This is a genomic window from Actinoplanes ianthinogenes (genome assembly GCF_018324205.1).
In the GTDB taxonomy this organism is placed as follows: domain Bacteria; phylum Actinomycetota; class Actinomycetes; order Mycobacteriales; family Micromonosporaceae; genus Actinoplanes; species Actinoplanes ianthinogenes.
This window is the reverse complement of the sequence record NZ_AP023356.1, coordinates 6,123,126-6,140,869: the sequence shown is the minus strand read 5'-3', so window position 1 is coordinate 6,140,869 and position 17,744 is coordinate 6,123,126. Positions and strand designations below refer to the sequence as shown.

15 protein-coding genes are annotated in these 17,744 nt (G+C 72.0%); 6 read left to right on the top strand and 9 right to left on the bottom strand.

Annotated features, from left to right (window positions below):
- Positions 1 to 560: 560 nt before the first annotated feature.
- Positions 561 to 1,700 carry a molecular chaperone DnaJ gene (dnaJ, locus tag Aiant_RS27845; RefSeq protein WP_189336199.1) on the bottom strand — a complete coding sequence of 380 codons (1,140 nt, stop codon included), beginning with the start codon at positions 1,698 to 1,700 and terminating at the stop codon, positions 561 to 563.
- 34 nt (positions 1,701 to 1,734) lie between these two features.
- Entirely contained in the window at positions 1,735 to 2,757 is a 1,023-nt protein-coding gene (gene hrcA, locus Aiant_RS27840; RefSeq protein WP_189336200.1) for a heat-inducible transcriptional repressor HrcA, read from the bottom strand.
- A gap of 128 nt (positions 2,758 to 2,885) precedes the next feature.
- On the opposite strand from hrcA, the gene Aiant_RS27835 reads away from it, so the two are divergent.
- A complete protein-coding gene (locus Aiant_RS27835) occupies positions 2,886 to 3,374 on the top strand; it encodes a DUF4870 domain-containing protein (protein ID WP_189336201.1) in 489 nt (162 codons plus the stop codon).
- 4 nt (positions 3,375 to 3,378) lie between these two features.
- On the opposite strand, the gene hemW is transcribed toward Aiant_RS27835, so the two are convergent.
- Positions 3,379 to 4,578: a radical SAM family heme chaperone HemW gene (gene hemW, locus Aiant_RS27830; protein ID WP_189336202.1), complete on the bottom strand. Its 1,200-nt coding sequence runs from the start codon at positions 4,576 to 4,578 to the stop codon at positions 3,379 to 3,381.
- A 49-nt stretch (positions 4,579 to 4,627) separates the two neighbouring features.
- Here hemW and Aiant_RS27825 point away from each other — a divergent pair, with 49 nt between their 5' ends.
- From Aiant_RS27825 to Aiant_RS46620, 3 genes are all read left to right on the top strand, one after another.
- Positions 4,628 to 5,404 (top strand): enoyl-CoA hydratase-related protein, encoded by a 777-nt coding sequence (locus tag Aiant_RS27825; protein ID WP_189336203.1) that lies wholly within the window; start codon positions 4,628 to 4,630, stop codon positions 5,402 to 5,404.
- A gap of 46 nt (positions 5,405 to 5,450) precedes the next feature.
- The gene (locus tag Aiant_RS27820; protein ID WP_425322622.1) at positions 5,451 to 6,311 is read left to right on the top strand and encodes a hypothetical protein; all 861 of its coding nucleotides are present in this window, start codon (positions 5,451 to 5,453) and stop codon (positions 6,309 to 6,311) included.
- A gap of 113 nt (positions 6,312 to 6,424) precedes the next feature.
- Positions 6,425 to 8,056 carry a PAS domain-containing protein gene (locus Aiant_RS46620; protein WP_189336204.1) on the top strand — a complete coding sequence of 544 codons (1,632 nt, stop codon included), beginning with the start codon at positions 6,425 to 6,427 and terminating at the stop codon, positions 8,054 to 8,056.
- 78 nt (positions 8,057 to 8,134) lie between these two features.
- Here the strand turns inward: Aiant_RS46620 and Aiant_RS27810 are convergent, their stop codons facing one another.
- From Aiant_RS27810 to Aiant_RS27800, 3 genes are all read right to left on the bottom strand, one after another.
- On the bottom strand, positions 8,135 to 8,410 hold the full coding sequence (locus tag Aiant_RS27810; protein WP_189336205.1) for a GlsB/YeaQ/YmgE family stress response membrane protein: 276 nt from the start codon (positions 8,408 to 8,410) through the stop codon (positions 8,135 to 8,137).
- Between the two features lie 83 nt (positions 8,411 to 8,493).
- A complete protein-coding gene (lepA, locus tag Aiant_RS27805) occupies positions 8,494 to 10,398 on the bottom strand; it encodes a translation elongation factor 4 (RefSeq protein ID WP_229831398.1) in 1,905 nt (634 codons plus the stop codon).
- 377 nt (positions 10,399 to 10,775) lie between these two features.
- Positions 10,776 to 11,309: a DUF4240 domain-containing protein gene (locus Aiant_RS27800; RefSeq protein WP_189336207.1), complete on the bottom strand. Its 534-nt coding sequence runs from the start codon at positions 11,307 to 11,309 to the stop codon at positions 10,776 to 10,778.
- Between the two features lie 64 nt (positions 11,310 to 11,373).
- Here Aiant_RS27800 and Aiant_RS27795 point away from each other — a divergent pair, with 64 nt between their 5' ends.
- Both Aiant_RS27795 and rpsT read left to right on the top strand, forming a co-directional pair.
- The gene (locus tag Aiant_RS27795; protein WP_189336208.1) at positions 11,374 to 12,372 is read left to right on the top strand and encodes a phosphotransferase; all 999 of its coding nucleotides are present in this window, start codon (positions 11,374 to 11,376) and stop codon (positions 12,370 to 12,372) included.
- Positions 12,373 to 12,715: 343 nt separating this feature from the next.
- Entirely contained in the window at positions 12,716 to 12,982 is a 267-nt protein-coding gene (rpsT, locus tag Aiant_RS27790; protein WP_014688364.1) for a 30S ribosomal protein S20, read from the top strand.
- Positions 12,983 to 13,523: 541 nt separating this feature from the next.
- Here the strand turns inward: rpsT and Aiant_RS45930 are convergent.
- The 3 genes from Aiant_RS45930 to Aiant_RS27775 all read right to left on the bottom strand — a co-directional run bounded on the left by Aiant_RS45930 (position 13,524) and on the right by Aiant_RS27775 (position 17,684).
- A complete protein-coding gene (locus Aiant_RS45930; RefSeq protein ID WP_229831399.1) occupies positions 13,524 to 14,093 on the bottom strand; it encodes a hypothetical protein in 570 nt (189 codons plus the stop codon).
- Positions 14,090 to 15,073 carry a DNA polymerase III subunit delta gene (holA, locus tag Aiant_RS27780; protein ID WP_189336209.1) on the bottom strand — a complete coding sequence of 328 codons (984 nt, stop codon included), beginning with the start codon at positions 15,071 to 15,073 and terminating at the stop codon, positions 14,090 to 14,092. The genes Aiant_RS45930 and holA overlap by 4 nt, the downstream gene beginning before the upstream one ends.
- 298 nt (positions 15,074 to 15,371) lie before the next feature.
- Positions 15,372 to 17,684, bottom strand: coding sequence for a ComEC/Rec2 family competence protein (locus Aiant_RS27775; RefSeq protein WP_425322719.1), 2,313 nt, complete (start codon positions 17,682 to 17,684; stop codon positions 15,372 to 15,374).
- Positions 17,685 to 17,744: the final 60 nt, after the last annotated feature.

Here is a 17,744-nt window from a genome sequence, read left to right as displayed (position 1 = left end):
GAGGACCAGCCCGGAGCGTCCAGCTGGCCCCGACGGCCCCACCCGGCAACGAGATAGGGCGCTGAGGACCAGCCCGGAGCGTCCAGCTGGCCCCGACGGCCCCATCCAGCAACGAGATAGGGCGCTCAGGACCAGCCCGCAGCGTCCAGCTGGCCCCGACGGCCCCACCCGGCAACGAGATAGGGCGCTCAGGACCAGCCCGCAGTGTCCGGCTGGCCCCGACGGCCCCATCCAGCAACGAGATAGGGCGCTCAGGACCAGCCCGCAGCGTCCAGCTGGCCCCGACGGCCCCACCCGGCAACGAGATAGGGCGCTCAGGACCAGCCCGGAGCGCCCGGCTGGCCCCGACGGCCCCAACCGGCAATGAGATAGGGCGCTGAGGACCAGCCGGGTTTTGATCTCCGGAACCACCCACGGACAGTGAAGGGGCCGGCGATCGCTCTGGACGCGCCAGCGGCCAGATCGCCGGCCCCGGCCCGCGCGGGAGCATGCGATCCGCACCCCGCCGGGCCCGCGTCAATGAAGATCTTGAAACACCGACCGGAGAACAGATACCCCGCTCAGTGGCCGTTGAAGGCGTCCCGCATCCGGCTGAAGAACCCGCCCTGCTTGCTCAACTCGGCGATGTCCTCCCCGCGGGTCTTCGCGAAGTCCCGCAGCATCCGCTCCTGATCAGCCGTCAGCTTCGTCGGCGTCTTCACATCCAGGTGGACGAAGAGATCACCGCGGCCCTGACCACGCAGATGCGGCACCCCCTTGCCCCGGATCCGCAGCGTGCTGGCCGGCTGGGTACCCGCTTTGACCTCGATGTTCTCCTCGCCGTCGAGGGTCTTGATGGTCATCCGGGTGCCGAGCGCGGCGGCCGTCATCGGCAGGGTGACCCGGCAGTGCAGGTCGTCGCCCTTGCGCGAGTAGACGTCGTGCGGGCGCTCGTGGATCTCCACGTAGAGATCGCCGGCGGTGCCGCCGCCGGGGCCGACCTCGCCCTGCTGGGCCAGGCGGATGCGCATGCCGTCCTCGACGCCGGCCGGGATCTTCACGGTCAGCGAGCGGCGGGTGCGAATCCGGCCGTCGCCGGCGCAGGTCGGGCACGGGCTCGGGATGATCGTGCCGTGGCCCTGGCAGTTCGCGCAGGGGCGGGACGAGACGACCTGGCCGAGGAAGGTGCGCTGCACCGACTGCACCTCGCCGCGGCCGCCGCAGACCTCGCAGGTGGCCAGGTGGGTGCCGGACGCGGTGCCGGCGCCGGAGCACTGGGTGCAGAGCACCGCGGTGTCGACGGTGATCGGCGCCTCGACACCGAACGCGGTCTCCACCAGGTCCAGCTCGAGACGCAGGATGGCGTCGGCGCCGGGACGGGTGCGCGGCCGCGGCCCGCGCGAGCCGCCACCGGCCGCGGTGCCGAAGAAGGCGTCCATGATGTCCTGGAAACCGACGAACGGGCCGGCCCCGCCGGGACCGCCGCCGGGCGCGCCGCCGCCGGGCGCCAGCGGGTCACCGCCGAGGTCGACGATCTGCCGCTTCTGGTCGTCGGAGAGGACCTCGTACGCCGCGTTGATGTCCTTGAACTTCTCGTGCGCCTCCGGATCGGGGTTGACGTCCGGGTGGTACTGCCGAGCCAGTTTGCGGTAGGCGCGCTTGATCTCGTCGTCGGTGGCTTCCCGGCTCACGCCGAGAATTCCGTAGTAGTCCTTGGCCACGGGGTTTGGAGTCCTCAATGTCTGCGCGGATCCGTCAATTCTGTGCCAACAGGTCGCCAACGTAGCGTGCCACTGCACGAACAGTAGCGATGGTGCCGGGGTAGTCCATCCTTGTCGGCCCCAGCACACCGAGCCCACCAACGATCGTCGCACCCGGTCCGTAACCCGTGCTGACCACGGACGCGGACCGGAGGTTGTCGATCTCGTTCTCGTCGCCGATCCGGACCCGGGTGGTGCTCGGCTCCAGGTCGCCGATCAGTTTGAGGAGGATGACCTCCTCCTCCAACGCTTCGAGAACGGGACGCAGTGTGCCCTGAAAGTCCAGCACACCGCCGCGGGTGAGGTTGGCCGTCCCGGCGAGCGCGAGGCGCTCCTCACTCCGCTCGACCAGTGTCTCCAGCAGAACGGTGGCCAGACATGCCATGTTCCCCCGGCTCCCGGGAGCGCACTCCTCGACGAGTTTCTGCACCAGGGGCGGGGTGTCTGCCAATTTCTGGCCGGCCAATTTCTCGTTCACCCGGCGGCGTAGATCCCAGACGTCGCCCTCGGGGACCGGAGCGGGCATCTCGACCAGGCGCTGCTCGACCCGGCCGGTGTCGGTGATCATCACGAGCATCAGCCGGGTGGTGGAGATCGGGACCAGCTCCAGGTGGCGCACCGCCGAGCGGGACAGGCTCGGATACTGCACCACTGCGACCTGCCGGGTGAGGGTGGCGAGCAGGCGGACCGTGCGGTGCACCACGTCGTCGAGGTCGACCACGCCGATCATGAAGCGCTCGATGGCGCGGCGCTCGGCGGGGCTGAGCGGCTTGATCCGGGTGAGGCGGTCGACGAACAGCCGATAACCGGCGTCGGTGGGCACCCGGCCGGCACTGGTGTGCGGTTGCCGGATGTAGCCCTCCTCCTCCAGCACGGCCATGTCGTTGCGCACCGTGGCCGAGGAGACCCCGAGCTGGTGGCGCTCGACCAGCGCCTTGCTGCCGACCGGCTCGCGAGTTTTCACATAGTCCTCGACGATCGCCCGGAGGACCTCGAGCTTGCGGTCATCCAAACTCATATGACCCCTCCCCCTCAATCGCGTCCCTCTGGCACTCCCGCGGACAGAGTGCCAGTCTACTTCGCGGCAGGCGGCAACGCGATGATCGAAAGGTCAGCCGTTGTTCGGCCTCCGATACCGTGTCGGCCATGACCGAGCCACCTCGACCGCCAGGTGACGGGTACCCTACGTCGCCCGGAGCGCCCTACACTCCCCCGCCGGGCCCGGGATATCCGCCTCCTCCGCCCTACGGCCCGCCGTCCGGCGGATATCACCCCGGCTATCCGCCGCCGCTCAGCTCGGAGGATCGGACCTGGATCCTGGTCGCCCACCTGGGCGGCGCGGCCGGCGCGTTCCTCGGCGGCGGCCTCACCGGCTGGGTCGCGCCGCTGGTCTCGCTGCTGGCCCGGGGCGAGCAGTCCCCCGCGGTCCGCGCCGAGTCGGTCAAGGCGCTGAACTTCCAGATCCTCTGGACGATCATCGCGGTGATCGGATACGCCACCTTCTGCTTCGGGATCGGCGTGGCGATCGCCGGGATCGCCTGGCTGTTCGCCACCATCGCCGGCGGCATCGCCGGGGCGAAAGCGGCCAACAACGAGCCGTTCCGGTACCCGGCGAGCGGCAAGTTCCTGAGGTGACCGCTCAGACCAGGTCGCGGATCACCGCGTCGGCGAGCAGACGGCCGCGCAGCGTGAGCACCAGCCGGCCGGCCGCGTAGGCGGCCGGATCCAGCAGGCCGTCGCCGAGGGCCCGGGCCGCGCCGCCCGGGTCCACCCGGTCCAGCCCGATCCCCTCGCGCAGCCGGACGCGGAGCATCACGTCCTCGACGTGCCGGTCCTCATCGGTCAGCAGCTCGCGCCCGTGACCTGGGGAAACACCATCATTCAAACGATTTGCGTACGCCGAGGGATGCTTCACGTTCCACCACCGCACCCCGCCGACGTGGCTGTGCGCGCCGGGTCCGAGTCCCCACCAGTCGGCACCGGTCCAATACAGCAGGTTGTGCCGACACTCGCCGCCGGATTTCGCCCAGTTCGACACTTCGTACCACTGGAAGCCGGCCGCGGTGAGCGCCTCCTCGGCGGCCAGGTAGCGATCCGCGGCCACGTCGTCGGAGGGGTAGGGCAGCTCGCCCCGGCGCATCCGGGTGGCCATCCGGGTGCCGTCCTCGACGATCAGGGCGTACGCGCTGACGTGGTCCACCCCGGCGTCCACCACGGTCCGCAGCGAACGGGCGAAGTCGTCCGGGGTCTCGCCCGGGGTGCCGTAGATCAGGTCCAGGTTGACGTGCTCGAAGCCGGCCTGCCGGGCCTCCTGGGCGGCTTGCGGCGCCCGGCCGGCGGTGTGTTTGCGGTCGAGGACGCGCAGGACGTGCTCGGCGGAGCTCTGCATGCCGAGCGAGATCCGGGTGAAGCCGGCGGTCTTCAAATCGGATAAATACGCCACATCAACAGATTCCGGATTCGCCTCAGTGGTCACCTCCGCGCCGGCGGTCAGACCCCAGGTCCGGTCGATCCCCTCCAGGATCCTCCCCAGGTCTTTTGCCGTCAGGAGCGTCGGCGTCCCCCCACCGACGAAGACCGTGTCCACCCGGCCGGGCTGGATCACCTTCGCCGCCAGCTCCAGCTCCCGCAGGACCGTGTCCGCGTACTCGTCCCGGCTCGCCCCGCCGCCCAGCTCACTCGCGGTGTACGTGTTGAAGTCGCAATACCCGCACCGGCTCGCACAGAACGGCACGTGCACGTAGACCGCGAAGCCTCGCCCGCCCACGTCACGAGTCGCTGCGTCGGGAAGGGACCCGTCCGCGGGAACGGGTTCGCCATCAGGGAGTGCGCCGGCCATCCGCCAAGTGTGCCTGGTCCCCGACCAAGGAAACGTTAAGGTGCCCGACATGGATCTGGTCCGTACCGTCACCGCCGCCGGGGTGACCACCCTCACCCTGGACAGCCCCGCGAACCGCAACGCCCTGTCCCGCGCGCTGATCACCGAGCTGCTCACCGCGCTCGGCGCCGCGGCCACCGACCCGGCGACCCGGGTCGTGGTGCTCTCGCACACCGGCCCGGTCTTCTGCTCCGGCGCCGATCTCAAGGAGACCGCCGCCACCGCGCCGGGCGAGCGCCTGCCGGTCGAGCTGATGGCCGACCTGCTCGCCGAGCTCTGGGAGTTCCCGAAACCGGTGGTGGCCCGGATCGCCGGGCCGGCCCGGGCCGGTGGCCTGGGCCTGATCGGCGCCGCCGACCTCGCGGTCTGCGCCCGCTCGGCCACCTTCGCGTTCACCGAGGTCCGGCTCGGGGTGATCCCCGCGGTGATCAGTGCCACAGTGCTGCCCCGGCTGGCACCGCGGGCCGCGGCCGAGCTCTACCTGACCGGCGACGTCTTCGACGGCGCGCGGGCCGCGGAGATCGGCCTGGTCTCCGCCGCGGTCGCGGACGACGAGCTGGACGCGGCGGTCGACGGGTACTGCGCCTCGCTGATCAAAGGTGGTCCGCTGGCCCTGGCCGGGACCAAGGAGCTGATGCGCCGTCACCGGTCGGAGTCCATTCGCACCGAACTGGCCGACCTCAGTGACCGGTCGGCGGGATACTTCACCTCCGCCGAGGGCCGGGAGGGTGTCGCCGCGCGCCGGGAGAAACGTGACCCGAATTGGGTTCCGGCGCAGTCACGATGATCTCCGTGCGCTCGTTGATTAGGCTTGGCGTCCGAACGAGGAGGAGGTGCGAGTGCACATCAAGCCAGTGGTCGGCGTGATCTGCTCGCTCGTCCTCATCGCCGTCGTCAGCGTGATCGTCGTGCTGCACCAGAGCCCGGGCGGCATCAAGCTGCCCCGGATCGGCCCGGAGTGCACGGTCCGCGCCGACGGCGAGGTCACCCTGGACTCGGTGCAGATGGCCAACGCGGCCACCATCGCGGCCGTCGGCATCCGCCGGGAGATGCCGGAGCAGGCCCTGGTGGTGGCGCTGGCCACCGCGCTCCAAGAGTCCAAGCTGGAAAATCTGGACGACGGCGACCGGGACTCGGTCGGCCTCTTCCAGCAGCGGCCCAGCCAGGGCTGGGGCACGATCGAGCAGATCAAGAATCCGAGGTACGCGGCCGGCAAGTTCTACACCGCCCTGAAAAAGGTGAAGGGCTGGCAGGACATGCGGGTCACCGACGCCGCGCAGCGGGTGCAGCGCTCGGCGTACCCGAATGCGTACGAGAAGTGGGCGGACGAGTCCCGGGTGCTGGCCCGCGCCCTGATGGGCAAGGCCACCGGCGCGGTCGAGTGCACCGTCTCCGGCGCCCCGGTGGTGCGCGGCGCCGCCGCGGCGGCCGCCCTGCTGGAGGGCCTCAAGCTGGACTGGGGCAAGAAACTGGACTACGCGAACACCGAGGCGGCCGGCCTGACGGTCGCGGTCAGCAACCCGAGCAGCGGCTGGCGGTACGCGCACTGGCTGGTCTCGCACGCCTCCGCGACCGGCCTCGAACGGGTACGTTTCGGCGACCTGGAGTGGCACGCCCCGGACGGAAAGTGGCAGCAAGTAACCACCGCCGCCGCGGCCGACGACGGCCGTGTCGTCGCCGAGGTCTTCAGCTGACGACACTCCGCAACTTTCGGTGACTTGCGGTAGTTATCGGCGACGGACCGGCGCATCGCGCTGCGTATACATCGACATGGACACTGCGCAACCGCCCTGGTACTAAGTAGGACGTGTTCTGGGGAGCGCTCGAATGGATCCTGCTGGGAGCGGGGGGCCTCGGAGCGATCGCCTACGGCGTGCGCCGCCACCGACCGGTGCGGCGGGCACCGTGGTGGCTGCTCGCCGGCTCCCTGGTGGCTCTCGCGGCGGGGGACGTCTTCTACTCGTACCGGTTGCGCGATGTCGCCGACGGCTGGTACCTCGCCATGTTCGGCCTGGTCGCGCTCTGCCTGCTCCAGTTCACCCGGGGCGGCGCGCTGCTGGTCGACCGGGCCCGGCTGATCGACCTGCTCGCCTTCACCTGCTCGGCGCTGCTGATCGTCTGGGTGTTCGTGATCGGCCCGGACGGGCAGTTCGGCGCGGTGCCGCCCGCCGACGTGATCGGTGACCTGCTGCTGATCGGGGTGGCCGGCCGGCTGGTCGCCGGGGACCGGCGCAACGTCTCGGCCTGGCTGCTGCTCACCGGCGCGCTCGGGATGCTGGCCGGCGACATCGGCTATCCGCTGGCCGCGGGCCCGCTGACCGAGTCGGCGTACGTGGTGCTCTACGTCTGCTGGGCGCTGGCCGCGCTGCACCCGTCGATGGTCCGGCTCACCGAGCCGGCCGCGACCCCGCCCAGTCCCTGGCAGTTCCGGTGGTCGGCGATGCTCGCCGTGTCGGCCTGCGGGCCGCCCACGGTGCTGCTGATCGAGTCGCTGCACGGCCGGATCGACGACGGCCCGGTGATCGCCATCACCGGGGCGCTCACCCTGCTGCTGACCATCACCCGGCTGGCCGACGCGATCCGGCAGCACGGCCAGGCGCTCACCCGGGAGCGCGGCCTGCGCGCGGCGACCGCGGCGCTGGTCGCGGCCGCGGACCGGCCGGCCGTCGACGCCGCGGTGCGGGCCGCGGTCACCCAGTTGCTGCCGCCGCAAGCGGTGCGCCGGGTGTCGCTCGCCGACGAGCTGTCCCCCGCCGAGCAGCCGCCCGCCGAGTCCGGTCCGGCGGTCCGCAGCTGGTGGCTGGCCGCCGCCGACCCGGACGACCGCACCCTGGTCTGCCCGCTGCGGCTGACGCCGCTCGACGTGGCCCGGCCCAGCGGCGGTGCGCTGATCATCACCGGTCGCCGGGAGGACCTGGTCGCCGGGCACGACGCCCTGGAGGTGCTGGCCGGGCAGGCCGCGCTGGCCCTGGACCGGATCACCCTGGTCGAGGCGGTCGGCCGGCGGGACAGCGACCTCTACCTGCGCGCTGTGATTCGCAACACCGCCGAGCTGATGGCGGTGCTCGACGCCGACCAGCGGGTCCGCTACGCCAGTCCGGCGCTGCGCGACCTGCTCGGCCTGGCCGAGCTGCCCCCGCTGACCACGCTGGACGAGCTGGTGCACCCGGCCGATCGGGCGCTGGTCCGCAACGCGTTGCGCTCGCCGGGCGACGGCACCGCGCACTGCGCCCTCCAGCGGGCCGACGATCGCCAGGTGCTGGTCGAGCTGACCTATCGGGACCTGCGCGAGGACCGACTGGTGCAGGGCCTGGTGGTGACCATGCGGGACGTCACCCGCAACCACGACCCGGCCGAGCGGCACCCGCGGCAGGAGCACACCGGCGAGATGCCCGCCTGGGTCAACCGCCGCAGCGCCCAGCAGCGTTTCCGCTATTGAGCAATGCAAACCCCGTTTCGCGTACGACATAAAAAGCGCCGGGCCTCGTGAAAGAGGCCCGGCGCTTTTCGTACGTCGTTATCGGGTCAGGCCACGACGGCCGGTGACACCGACCGTGAGAGCCACACCGATCGCGGCGAGCACGACCTGGAAGAAGAGCTCGATCCAGTCGAAACCCTTGGTGTCGGCGACACCGAACGCCCGGGCCAGCACCGTGCCCAGCAGCGCCGCGACAACACCGATGACCATGGTGAGCCAGATCGGGATGTTCTGCTTGCCGGGTACGACCAGGCGACCCAGAGCACCGATGATCAGACCGACGACGAGGGCGGTGATGATGCCGGTGATGGTCATGTGGTTCCTCCTCGGGGGTGGAGCTTTTACGGTTGCGTCCGTCGAGCCCCAGGATTCCCGACCTCGGGAAAACTCAAACCGCCCTATTTTTTGGCGCCTTTCGGGTCGGCCGCCTCGGTGGTGGAGAGCGCGGCGATGAAGGCCTCCTGCGGCACCTCCACGCGGCCCACCATCTTCATCCGCTTCTTGCCTTCCTTCTGCTTCTCGAGCAGCTTGCGCTTGCGGCTGATGTCACCGCCGTAGCACTTGGCGAGCACGTCCTTGCGGATCGCCCGGATCGTCTCGCGGGCGATGATCCGGGAGCCGATGGCCGCCTGGATGGGCACCTCGAACTGCTGCCGCGGGATGAGTTTTTGCAGCTTGGCGGCGATCGTCGTGCCGTACGAGTAGGCCTTGTCCTTGTGCACGATGGCGCTGAACGCGTCGACCGGCTCGCCGTGCAGCAGGATGTCCACCTTGACCAGGTCGGCGACCTGCTCGCCGGAGGGCTCGTAGTCCAGCGAGGCATAGCCCTTGGTCTTGCTCTTCAGCTGGTCGAAGAAGTCGAAGATGATCTCGGCGAGCGGCAGCGTGTAGCGCAGCTCCACCCGTTCGGAGGACAGGTACTCCATGCCGAGCAGGCTGCCCCGGCGGCTCTGGCACAGCTCCATGACGGCGCCGACATACTCGTTGGGCACCAGAACTGTGGCGCGCACCACAGGCTCGTGGATCTCGGCGATCTTGCCGGCCGGGAACTCGCTCGGGTTGGTGACCGTCTGCTCCTTCCCGTCCTCGGTGACCACCTGGTACACCACGTTCGGCGCGGTGGAGATCAGGTCCAGGCCGAACTCGCGCTCCAGCCGCTCGCCGATGATCTCCAGGTGCAGCAGGCCGAGGTAGCCGACCCGGAAGCCGAAGCCGAGCGCGGCCGACGTCTCCGGCTCGTAGGTGAGCGCGGCGTCGTTGAGCTTCAGCTTGTCGAGCGCGTCCCGCAGCGCCGGGTAGTCCGAGCCGTCGATCGGGTAGAGGCCCGAGTAGACCATCGGTTTCGGGTCCTTGTAGCCGCCCAGGGCCTCTTTCGCCGGGCGGTTGTTGCCGGTGACGGTGTCGCCGACCTTCGACTGGCGGACGTCTTTCACGCCGGTGATCAGGTAACCCACCTCGCCGACGCCGAGCGCGCCGGCCTTCTCCATCTCCGGCGAGGCGACACCCAGCTCCAGCAGCTCGTGCACGGCGCCGGTGGACATCATCTTGATCCGGTCGCGGGCCTCGATCCGGCCGTCGATCACCCGGACGTAGGTGACCACGCCGCGATACACGTCGTACACCGAGTCGAAGATCATCGCGCGGGCCGGGCCGTCCGGGTCGCCGACCGGCGGCTTGAACTGCCGGACGATCTCGTCGAGCAGGTGGTCCACGCCGACGCCGGTCTTGCCGGAGACCCGGAGCACGTCGGTGGGCTCGACGCCGATGAGCTTGGCCAGCTCCTCGGCGTACTTCTCCGGCTGCGCGGCGGGCAGGTCGATCTTGTTGAGCACCGGGATGATGTGCAGGTCGTTCTCCATCGCCAGGTACAGGTTGGCGAGGGTCTGCGCCTCGATCCCCTGCGCGGCGTCGACCAGCAGGATCGCGCCCTCACAGGCGGCGAGGCTGCGGGAGACCTCGTAGGTGAAGTCGACGTGTCCCGGGGTGTCGATCATGTTGAGGACGGCGGTGTCGCCCTTGCCGTCCCCCTCGCGCACGGTCCACGGCATGCGGACGGCCTGCGACTTGATGGTGATGCCGCGCTCACGCTCGATGTCCATCCGGTCGAGGTACTGCGCGCGCATCTGCCGCGGGTCGACCACCCCGGTGATCTGCAACATCCGGTCGGCCAGCGTCGACTTGCCGTGGTCGATGTGGGCGATGATGCAGAAGTTGCGGATGCGGCTGGGATCGGTCGATCCGATCACGTTCACGCCGGGGTCGAGCGGTCCAGGCACGGTCGTCCGTTCTTCTCGGGCTGGCATGCTTCTCGAGCTGCGCTGTGGTCTGCGGGACGCCGGCTGACACGCCGGCACTCCCTATCGTCCCACGCCCGGATGGGCAGGTCCGATCACACCCGTACGCCAGGCCCACCCGACCCCCGCCGGACCGCCCCCAAAACGCCGACAACCGGATACCCCGGCCAGATCCGCCCGTTCCTCCGTCCGCGCCGTCTCTCCCCCTTCTCCCCGGCTCCCGGCCCGGCGGCCCGGCAGCGTCCGCGGCCCGCCAGCGTCCGCGGCCCGGCAGCGTCCGCGGCCCGGCAGCGTCCGCGGCCCGGCGACGTCCAGCCCCTTGGCGCCCACGTCGCCTGCCCGCGGGCGTCCTCGCCGCCCTGTCCCCCGCTCCCGGCTCGGTGGCGTCAGTCCGGCGGCTCCAGGAACAGCGCCGACAGCTTGGGCAGGCGGCGGCGCATCTCGTCCTCGTTGTCGAAGTCCCACAGGTCGGCGACCTCGGGGCGGATCCGGGCGGGCTCGCCGGGTGGCAGCTGGTCGCCGGTGGCCTGCTGATAGGCCCGGGCCGCGATGCCGAGCACCTCCTCGGCCTCGAAGACCGCGCCGGTGTCCGCCGCCTGCTTGATCACCACCACGTTGGCCAGCACGTCGGGTTTCTGCACGGCGGCGGCGACCGCCTTGCGCCCGTGCGCGATCAGCCAGCCACGGAAGGCGTCGAAGCCCGCCTCGTCGGCGCCGCTGTTGATCAGATAGGCGGCGGCCCAGAGGTCCTCCGTGCCGGAGGCCACCATCACCCGGTCCAGGTGGCGGGCCCAGGCGACGATCTCCTCCGGATCGTGGGTGGCCAGCTCGGCGACGGCACGCTCGGCCACCTCGGCGGGGGACGCCGGCCGCTCGGCGGTCGCGCGGTCGATGACCGCCCAGAAATCGTCGGTTCGCATGCCAGGGATCCTGCCAGTGCCCTCCGACATTTTCCGCGCCGACCGGGCGGGCAGGATGGGACTCATGCGGCCGATCACGCTTCCCGACGTTCCGTACAGTGCCACCGCCGTACGTCCGGAATGGTCCGACCTGCCGCCCGCCGTGCGGGACGCGATCACCTCGCGCCTCGGCTCCCCGGTGTCCGCCGCGCGCAGCGCCGGCGGCGGTTTCACCCGCGCCTTCGCGGCCGTGCTCGAGACCGAGGCGGGGACCAGCGCGTTCGTCAAGGCGGCGCCGCTGAGCGACCCGGCCTCGCAGTGGTACGCCCGGGAGGCGGCGATCACGGCGGCCCTCCCGGCCGAGGTGACCGCGGCCCGCCCATGCTGGACGATGAGCGAGGCCGGCTGGTTCGTGCTGTGCCTGGAGGCGGTCGACGGACGGCTCCCGGCGCTGCCCTGGTCGGCGACCGACCTGGACGCGGCACTGCGCAGCTGGTCGGCGGCGGCGACCGCCCTCGCCTATCCGTCACCGCCGCTGCTGGCGGTCGGGCTGCCCGCGCTGCCGGACATCCTGCGCAGTGAGATGTCGTGGTGGTCACTGATCGCGAAACGCCGCGAGCCGATGCCGGAGCCGGCCCGGGAGACCGTCGCCCCGCACCACCTGGCCGACCTGGCCCGGCTCGAACGCGCCCTGCCCGGCCTGGCCGCCGGTGACGGCATGCTGCACGGCGACCTGCGGCTGGACAACGTGCTGATCGACACGGACGGCCGGGCCTGGCTCTGCGACTGGACCTGGCCGTGTCTGGGCGCACCCTGGTTCGACACCGTGACGCTGCTGGTCAGTGCTTATGCCAGCGGCCGGGACACGGACGCGGTTCTGCGCGCCTGGGGCGCGCCGGAGGAGGGGGTGGACGGGGCGCTGGCCGCGCTTTCCGGGTATTGGCTGGTGTCGGCCGGGAGTGGGCCGAGCAGCGCCTCTCCGCACAGTCGCCAGCATCAGCGGTTCAGCGGGCAGCAGGCGCTGGCCTGGCTCGCCGAACGCCGCGGCTGGGAGGATCCCGGCAAGCGCCGCTGGTGGCGCTGACCCTCCACCACAGCCCGGCCCGCCGCACCCCGCACGCGGCGCCGCCCCCTCCGCCACAGCCCGGCCGACCGCACCCCGCACGCGGCGCCGCCCCCTCCGCCACAGCCCGGCCCAACGCACCCCGCACGCGGCGCCGCCCCCTCCGCCACAGCCCGGCGCGGCGGCCCCCCGCCGGGGGTGCTGGTCCGGAGCCGTTTTGGCGGCTCGGAGGCGTGCTGGTAATCTGTTTCTTCGCGTGTGGTGACACGCTGTTGTTTCCTGCACCGGCCTCGCCGGGTGAGACGGCCGCGCGGTGACCACTCGTCGAGACCATTTTCCGCTCTAGTCAGGACAAGGCTGTCGCGTGGCGAACATCAAGTCCCAGATCAAGCGCAACCGGCAGAACGAGAAGGCCCGTCTGCGCAACAAGTCGGTCAAGTCTTCGCTGAAGACCGTGATCCGCAAGCTCCACGAGGCGAGCGACGCGGGCAACGTCGAGACGGCGACCACTCTGCTGCGTGACGCCTCGCGTCAGCTCGACAAGGCTGTCAGCAAGGGCGTCATCCACAAGAACCAGGCGGCCAACCGGAAGTCGGCCATCGCCAAGAAGATCGCCTCGCTGTCCGCCTGATCCTCGGATCAGATCGGTGGCCGCACGGACGCGGCCAGCAGCTCCGCCCGCCGGCGGGCGGGCAGTAGCAAGCAAGCACACCCGGGCATCGCCGGACCGTTCGCGGTCCGGCGGTGCCCGGTTTGCTGTGTGCCGGGCACCGCGGAGCACCCGCTTCAGGAGTACGCGCGAAAGCCGCCCCTATAGCCCTGGTCGGGCAGCCACAGAAGCGGCAGATCTTCCCGACACGCAGACCGCGCCAGCAGCGACCGCGGGAAGCAGCAGACCGCGCCAGCAGCGACCGCGGGAAGCAGCAGACCGCGCGAAACAGCGGACCGCGCAAAACAGCGGACCGCGCAAACAGCAGACCGCGCCGCAGCAGATCGCGCCCAGGAGCGGACCGCGCCGCAGCAGACCGCGCGAAATAGCAGACCGCGCCCAGCAGCGGACCACGCCGCAGCAGCGGACCCCGGAGAACAGATCAGGCGAACAGCAGAACGCGGAGACTCACTTCGCGACGGAGCCGCCCCACCGGGACGGCCCTCACACACCGCCGAAGCGGCTATTCGTACCGACGAGTCGCCGACTGCCGGGCCATCTGCTGGCGGACATCAAGCTCCTCCGCCCAAGGCCGCCGAACAGGCCCAGCCGCCGTCTGCTCCGGCGCCACCTCCACCGGCCGCCCGGACCGCCCGTACCCGGTGTTCTCCCCCGGGAACCAGACCACACCCGTCGACCGCGCCGCCTCGACCGGCGGCGTCACCACCGGTGTCCGCACCCGCGGCGTCTGCCACTCACCGGTCTGCTGACCGGATCGCGGCCGGTGGGTGTGCCGCTCCCGGTGCACCGCGACCCGGGCCGCCACCGGCTCGACCGCCGGCGCGGGCGGCGCCAGCCACCCGGCGACCAGGTCGTTGAATTTCACCATCACCGCCACCGCTGCCGGCAGCACCAGCACGCCCCACCAGCTGACCAGCTCGGCCAGGGCGAGCAGGACGCCGAGCGCGACCGCTCCCTCCAGGAAGACGAAGCAGAGCAGCCCACCCGGGCTGAGGTGCCGCAGGCGCAGCACCCGCGCGTACAGCGGCTGGTGGGCCGCGCCGGCCCGCCGGGAACGCACCGTCCGGGTCATCGGGCGCCCCCGCCCCGCCGGGCCGCGGCCACCGCGAAGACGGCCTGCTCCAGCGCATAGCCCCGGTCCTCGGCGCCACCCTTGACCGCGGCGTTGCAGTCGGCGGCCGCCCGCATCGCGTCGACCAGCCCCTCCGGCGTCCAGCCGCGGCTGCGCTCCTGCGCCCGCTGAATCTTCCAGGCCGGCATGCCGAGCGTGCTGGCCAGCTGATAGGGGTTGCCCTTGCCGGCCGAAGCGACCCGGGCTACGGTCCGCACGCCGTCGGCGATCGCGTCGGCGATCGGCACCGGGTCGACACCGACGTGCAGCGCCCAGCGCAACGCCTCCAGCGCGCCCGGCAGGTCGCCGACCATCGCCGCGTCGGCCACGGTGAAACCGCTCACCTCGGCGCGTCCCTTGTAATAGCGCGCGACGACGGCCTCGGTCACCTTGCCGTCGGTGTCGGCGATCAGCTGCGAGCAGGCCGCGGCGATCTCCCGCAGGTCGTTGCCGACCGAGGCGAGCAGCGCGGACGCGGCCGCCTCGTCGCACCGGCCGCCGGCCCGGCGGAACTCCTCGCGCACGAAGGCGATCCGGTCCCGGTCGCCTTTGAGCTTCATCGCGGGCACCACGGTGGCGCCCGCTTTCTGCAAGCCGTCGGCGAACGCCTTGCCTTTCGCCCCACCCAGATGGGTCACGATCAGGGTGACCTCGGGATCGGGACTTTTCGCATAGGCCAGCAGGGCGGCGGCGAGCTCCTTGCGTGCGTCCTGCCCGCTGCGCAGCACCAGCACCCGGCGCCCGCCGAACAGCGACGGGCTGAGCATCTCGGCGATCTCGCCCGGGGTGAGCTGACCGGCCTCGTACTCCCGGACGTCCGCGCCCGGATCGGCGGCTCGGGCCGCGTCCACCGCCGCGGTGACGGCACGGGCGGCGAGCAGCTCCTCGTCGCCTTGGACGAGCAGCAACGAGGGCGGTGGCGCGGCGTTCACGCCCGACATCGTCGCACGTCCGGCCGACAGTCCGACGAGGCTCACTCTTTGGCGCAGGGCAACCGATCACCGAACGCGAAACCCGACATATCAACCACCGCGCATGCTTCGCATGCTCTGACCTGCATCGCTGTCCACTTCTGACCGATCTTTCCGCAGACCGCCCGCTATTTCGTACGATCAGAAAAATTGCCCCTTAATCCGGCATGTCGCCCATCTCGCCCAGCCAGGGAGCACCCGCGAACGCGGCGCACCAGCCCACCAAGAACCCAGCGCATCAGCCCACCACGAAGCCGGCAACGCCAGCTCACCCCGGCCCCGGCACACCCCGACTCGTCACCGCGAGCCCGTCCCCGCTGACCAGCACCGCCAGATCCCCGGAAAGATCGGTACGCAACACCCGAGCCCCGTCCCGAGCCAGCCGAGCCAGCAACGCCCCGTTCGGATGCCCGTAGTCGTTCCCCTCCCCCACCGACACCAGCGCCACCGCCGGATCCACCGCGTCCAGCAGCTCCGGCGCCTGCAACGCGCTGCCGTGATGCGCCACCTTCAACACGTCCGCCCGCAGCGCCGCCGCCCCGAGCCGGTCGACCAGATCGGCCTGCTCCTCCGTCTCGGCGTCCCCGGGCAGCAGCACCGTCCGCCCGCCGAGCGTGGCCCGCAACACCAGCGAGTTGTTGTTCGGATCCGAGTTCGTGCCGTGCAGCGCCGCCAGCGGCCCGAGCGCCTCCAGCCGCAGACCACCCACCTCGTACGCCCACCCCGGACCGACCGGCTGCACCGGCGTCCCGGCCCCGGCCGCGGCTGCCGCGACCTGCTCCCGCCCACCGGCCGGCTCCGGCCAGTCCGGCGCCACCACCGCGCCCACCGCCCGCCCCCGGAAGATCCCGGCCACCCCGCCGACGTGATCCGCGTGATAGTGGCTGACCGCGAAGAGGACCACCTGCCGTACGCCCAGCCGCCGCAGGCACCGGTCCACCGGGTCCGGCTCCGGACCGGCGTCGACCACCACCGCCCGACCGGCGCCGGCCGGCAGCACGATCGCGTCGCCCTGCCCCACCGAGCAGGCCACCACCAGCCAGCCCGGCGGTGGCCAGCCCGCGACGAGCAGGCGTACCGGCAGCGCCCCGAGCACCGCGCACGCCGCCACCACCGCGGCCAGCTTCCGGACCACCGCGTGCCGGGCCGCGACCAGCGCCACGACGGTGAGCCCGGCCAGCAGCAGCGCCCCGGGCACCCCGCCCGGCCAGGGCACCGCGCCGGCCAGCAACCGGGCCCCGATCCGGGCGACCAGCACCAGCCACGCGGCCGGCCAGTGCCCGAGCCAGGCGGCGAACTCGGCGCCGGCCGGCCACACCGGGGAGAGCAGCGCGGCGGCCACGCCGAGCAGGGTCGCCGGGGCGATCGCCGGCACCACGATCAGGTTCGCCGGCACCGCGACCAGGCTGACCGTCCCGGACAGCCCGGCGATCACCGGGCCGCAGGCGACCTGCGCGGCGGCCGGCACCGCCAGGGCCTCGGCCGCGCCGGGCGGCCAGCGCCGGGCGCGTAACGCGTCCCGCCAGCCCGGGGCGAGCAGCAGCAGGCCGGCGGTGGCCAGCGCGGACAGCGCGAACCCGGCGTCGGCGGCCAGTTCCGGATCGGCCAGCAGCAGCACCGCGGCCGCCGCGGCCAGCGCGGGGACCGCTGCCCGGGGCCGGCCGGTGGCGAGCCCGAGCAGGCCGATCGCGCCCATCGCGGCGGCCCGGATCACGCTCGGCGACGGGCGGGCCAGGATCACGAAGCCGGCCAGCGCCACCCCGCACACCACCGCGCAGAGCACCGGCCCGGCCCCGGTCCGCCGGGTCAGGAACAGGATCACGCCCAGGATGATCGCTACGTTGGACCCGGAAACAGCGGTCAGATGCGTCATGCCGGTCGCCTGGAAGTCCGCTTTCAGAGCCGGGTCGAGGCGGCTGATGTCGCCCACCACGAGCCCCGGCAGCAGGCCGCCGGAGTCGTCCGGGAGCGGCTCGCAGGCCCGTTGCAGGCCGGACCGCAGCACCCCCGCGGCGCGCTGCGCCCAGGACGGTTCGCCGATCAGACGAGGCGCTTTGCGTACGGAGACGACAGCCGCCCGCAGGTCGCCGGCCCGAGGTGGCAACAGTTTCCCGATCGCGATCACGTGCTGACCGGGCAGCAGCCCGCGCCAGCCGTCGTCGCTGCCCAGGACGAGCGCCCGCGCGGAGAGCCGGACCGGCTCGCCACCGTCCACCCGGCGCACCCGCTCCAACTCCACCGCCACCAGATAGGTGGGCGGCCCGGTGCCCCCGCGCAACGCCCGCGGGTCGTCCCGCACCACCGCCGCCACCTCGACCGGGTCGCCCGCCTCGATCAGCGCGACCAGCGGAGCCGCCTCCCGGACACTCATCCGCGCCGCGGTCGCCACCGCCCCGCACCCCGCCCCGAGCGCCACCGCCACACAAATCCACCGAGCCGCCACCCGAACCCGCGCCCGACCCACCCGGCCCGACAAACCCGCCGCCGCCCGCGCCCGACCCACCCGGCCCGACAAACCCGCCGCCGCCCGCGTCCGATCCACCCGGCCTGACAAGTCCTCAGCCGCCCGCGTCCGACCCATCCCACCTGACGAACCCGCCACCGCCCGCGCCCGGCCCACCGAGGCGGGCGACCCCGGCTC

Coding starts and splice junctions, on each gene's coding strand:
- Aiant_RS45930 (WP_229831399.1), bottom strand. CDS start 14,093: ATGACCCGGACGGTGCGTTCCCGGCGGGCCGGCGCGGCCCACCAGCCG.
- hemW (WP_189336202.1), bottom strand. CDS start 4,578: ATGGCCGGCGCACTCCCTGATGGCGAACCCGTTCCCGCGGACGGGTCC.
- Aiant_RS27795 (WP_189336208.1), top strand. CDS start 11,374: ATGCGGCCGATCACGCTTCCCGACGTTCCGTACAGTGCCACCGCCGTA.
- hrcA (WP_189336200.1), bottom strand. CDS start 2,757: ATGAGTTTGGATGACCGCAAGCTCGAGGTCCTCCGGGCGATCGTCGAG.
- Aiant_RS27810 (WP_189336205.1), bottom strand. CDS start 8,410: ATGACCATCACCGGCATCATCACCGCCCTCGTCGTCGGTCTGATCATC.
- Aiant_RS27825 (WP_189336203.1), top strand. CDS start 4,628: ATGGATCTGGTCCGTACCGTCACCGCCGCCGGGGTGACCACCCTCACC.
- Aiant_RS27835 (WP_189336201.1), top strand. CDS start 2,886: ATGACCGAGCCACCTCGACCGCCAGGTGACGGGTACCCTACGTCGCCC.
- lepA (WP_229831398.1), bottom strand. CDS start 10,398: ATGCCAGCCCGAGAAGAACGGACGACCGTGCCTGGACCGCTCGACCCC.
- Aiant_RS27800 (WP_189336207.1), bottom strand. CDS start 11,309: ATGCGAACCGACGATTTCTGGGCGGTCATCGACCGCGCGACCGCCGAG.
- holA (WP_189336209.1), bottom strand. CDS start 15,073: ATGTCGGGCGTGAACGCCGCGCCACCGCCCTCGTTGCTGCTCGTCCAA.
- Aiant_RS27775 (WP_425322719.1), bottom strand. CDS start 17,684: ATGGGTCGGACGCGGGCGGCTGAGGACTTGTCAGGCCGGGTGGATCGG.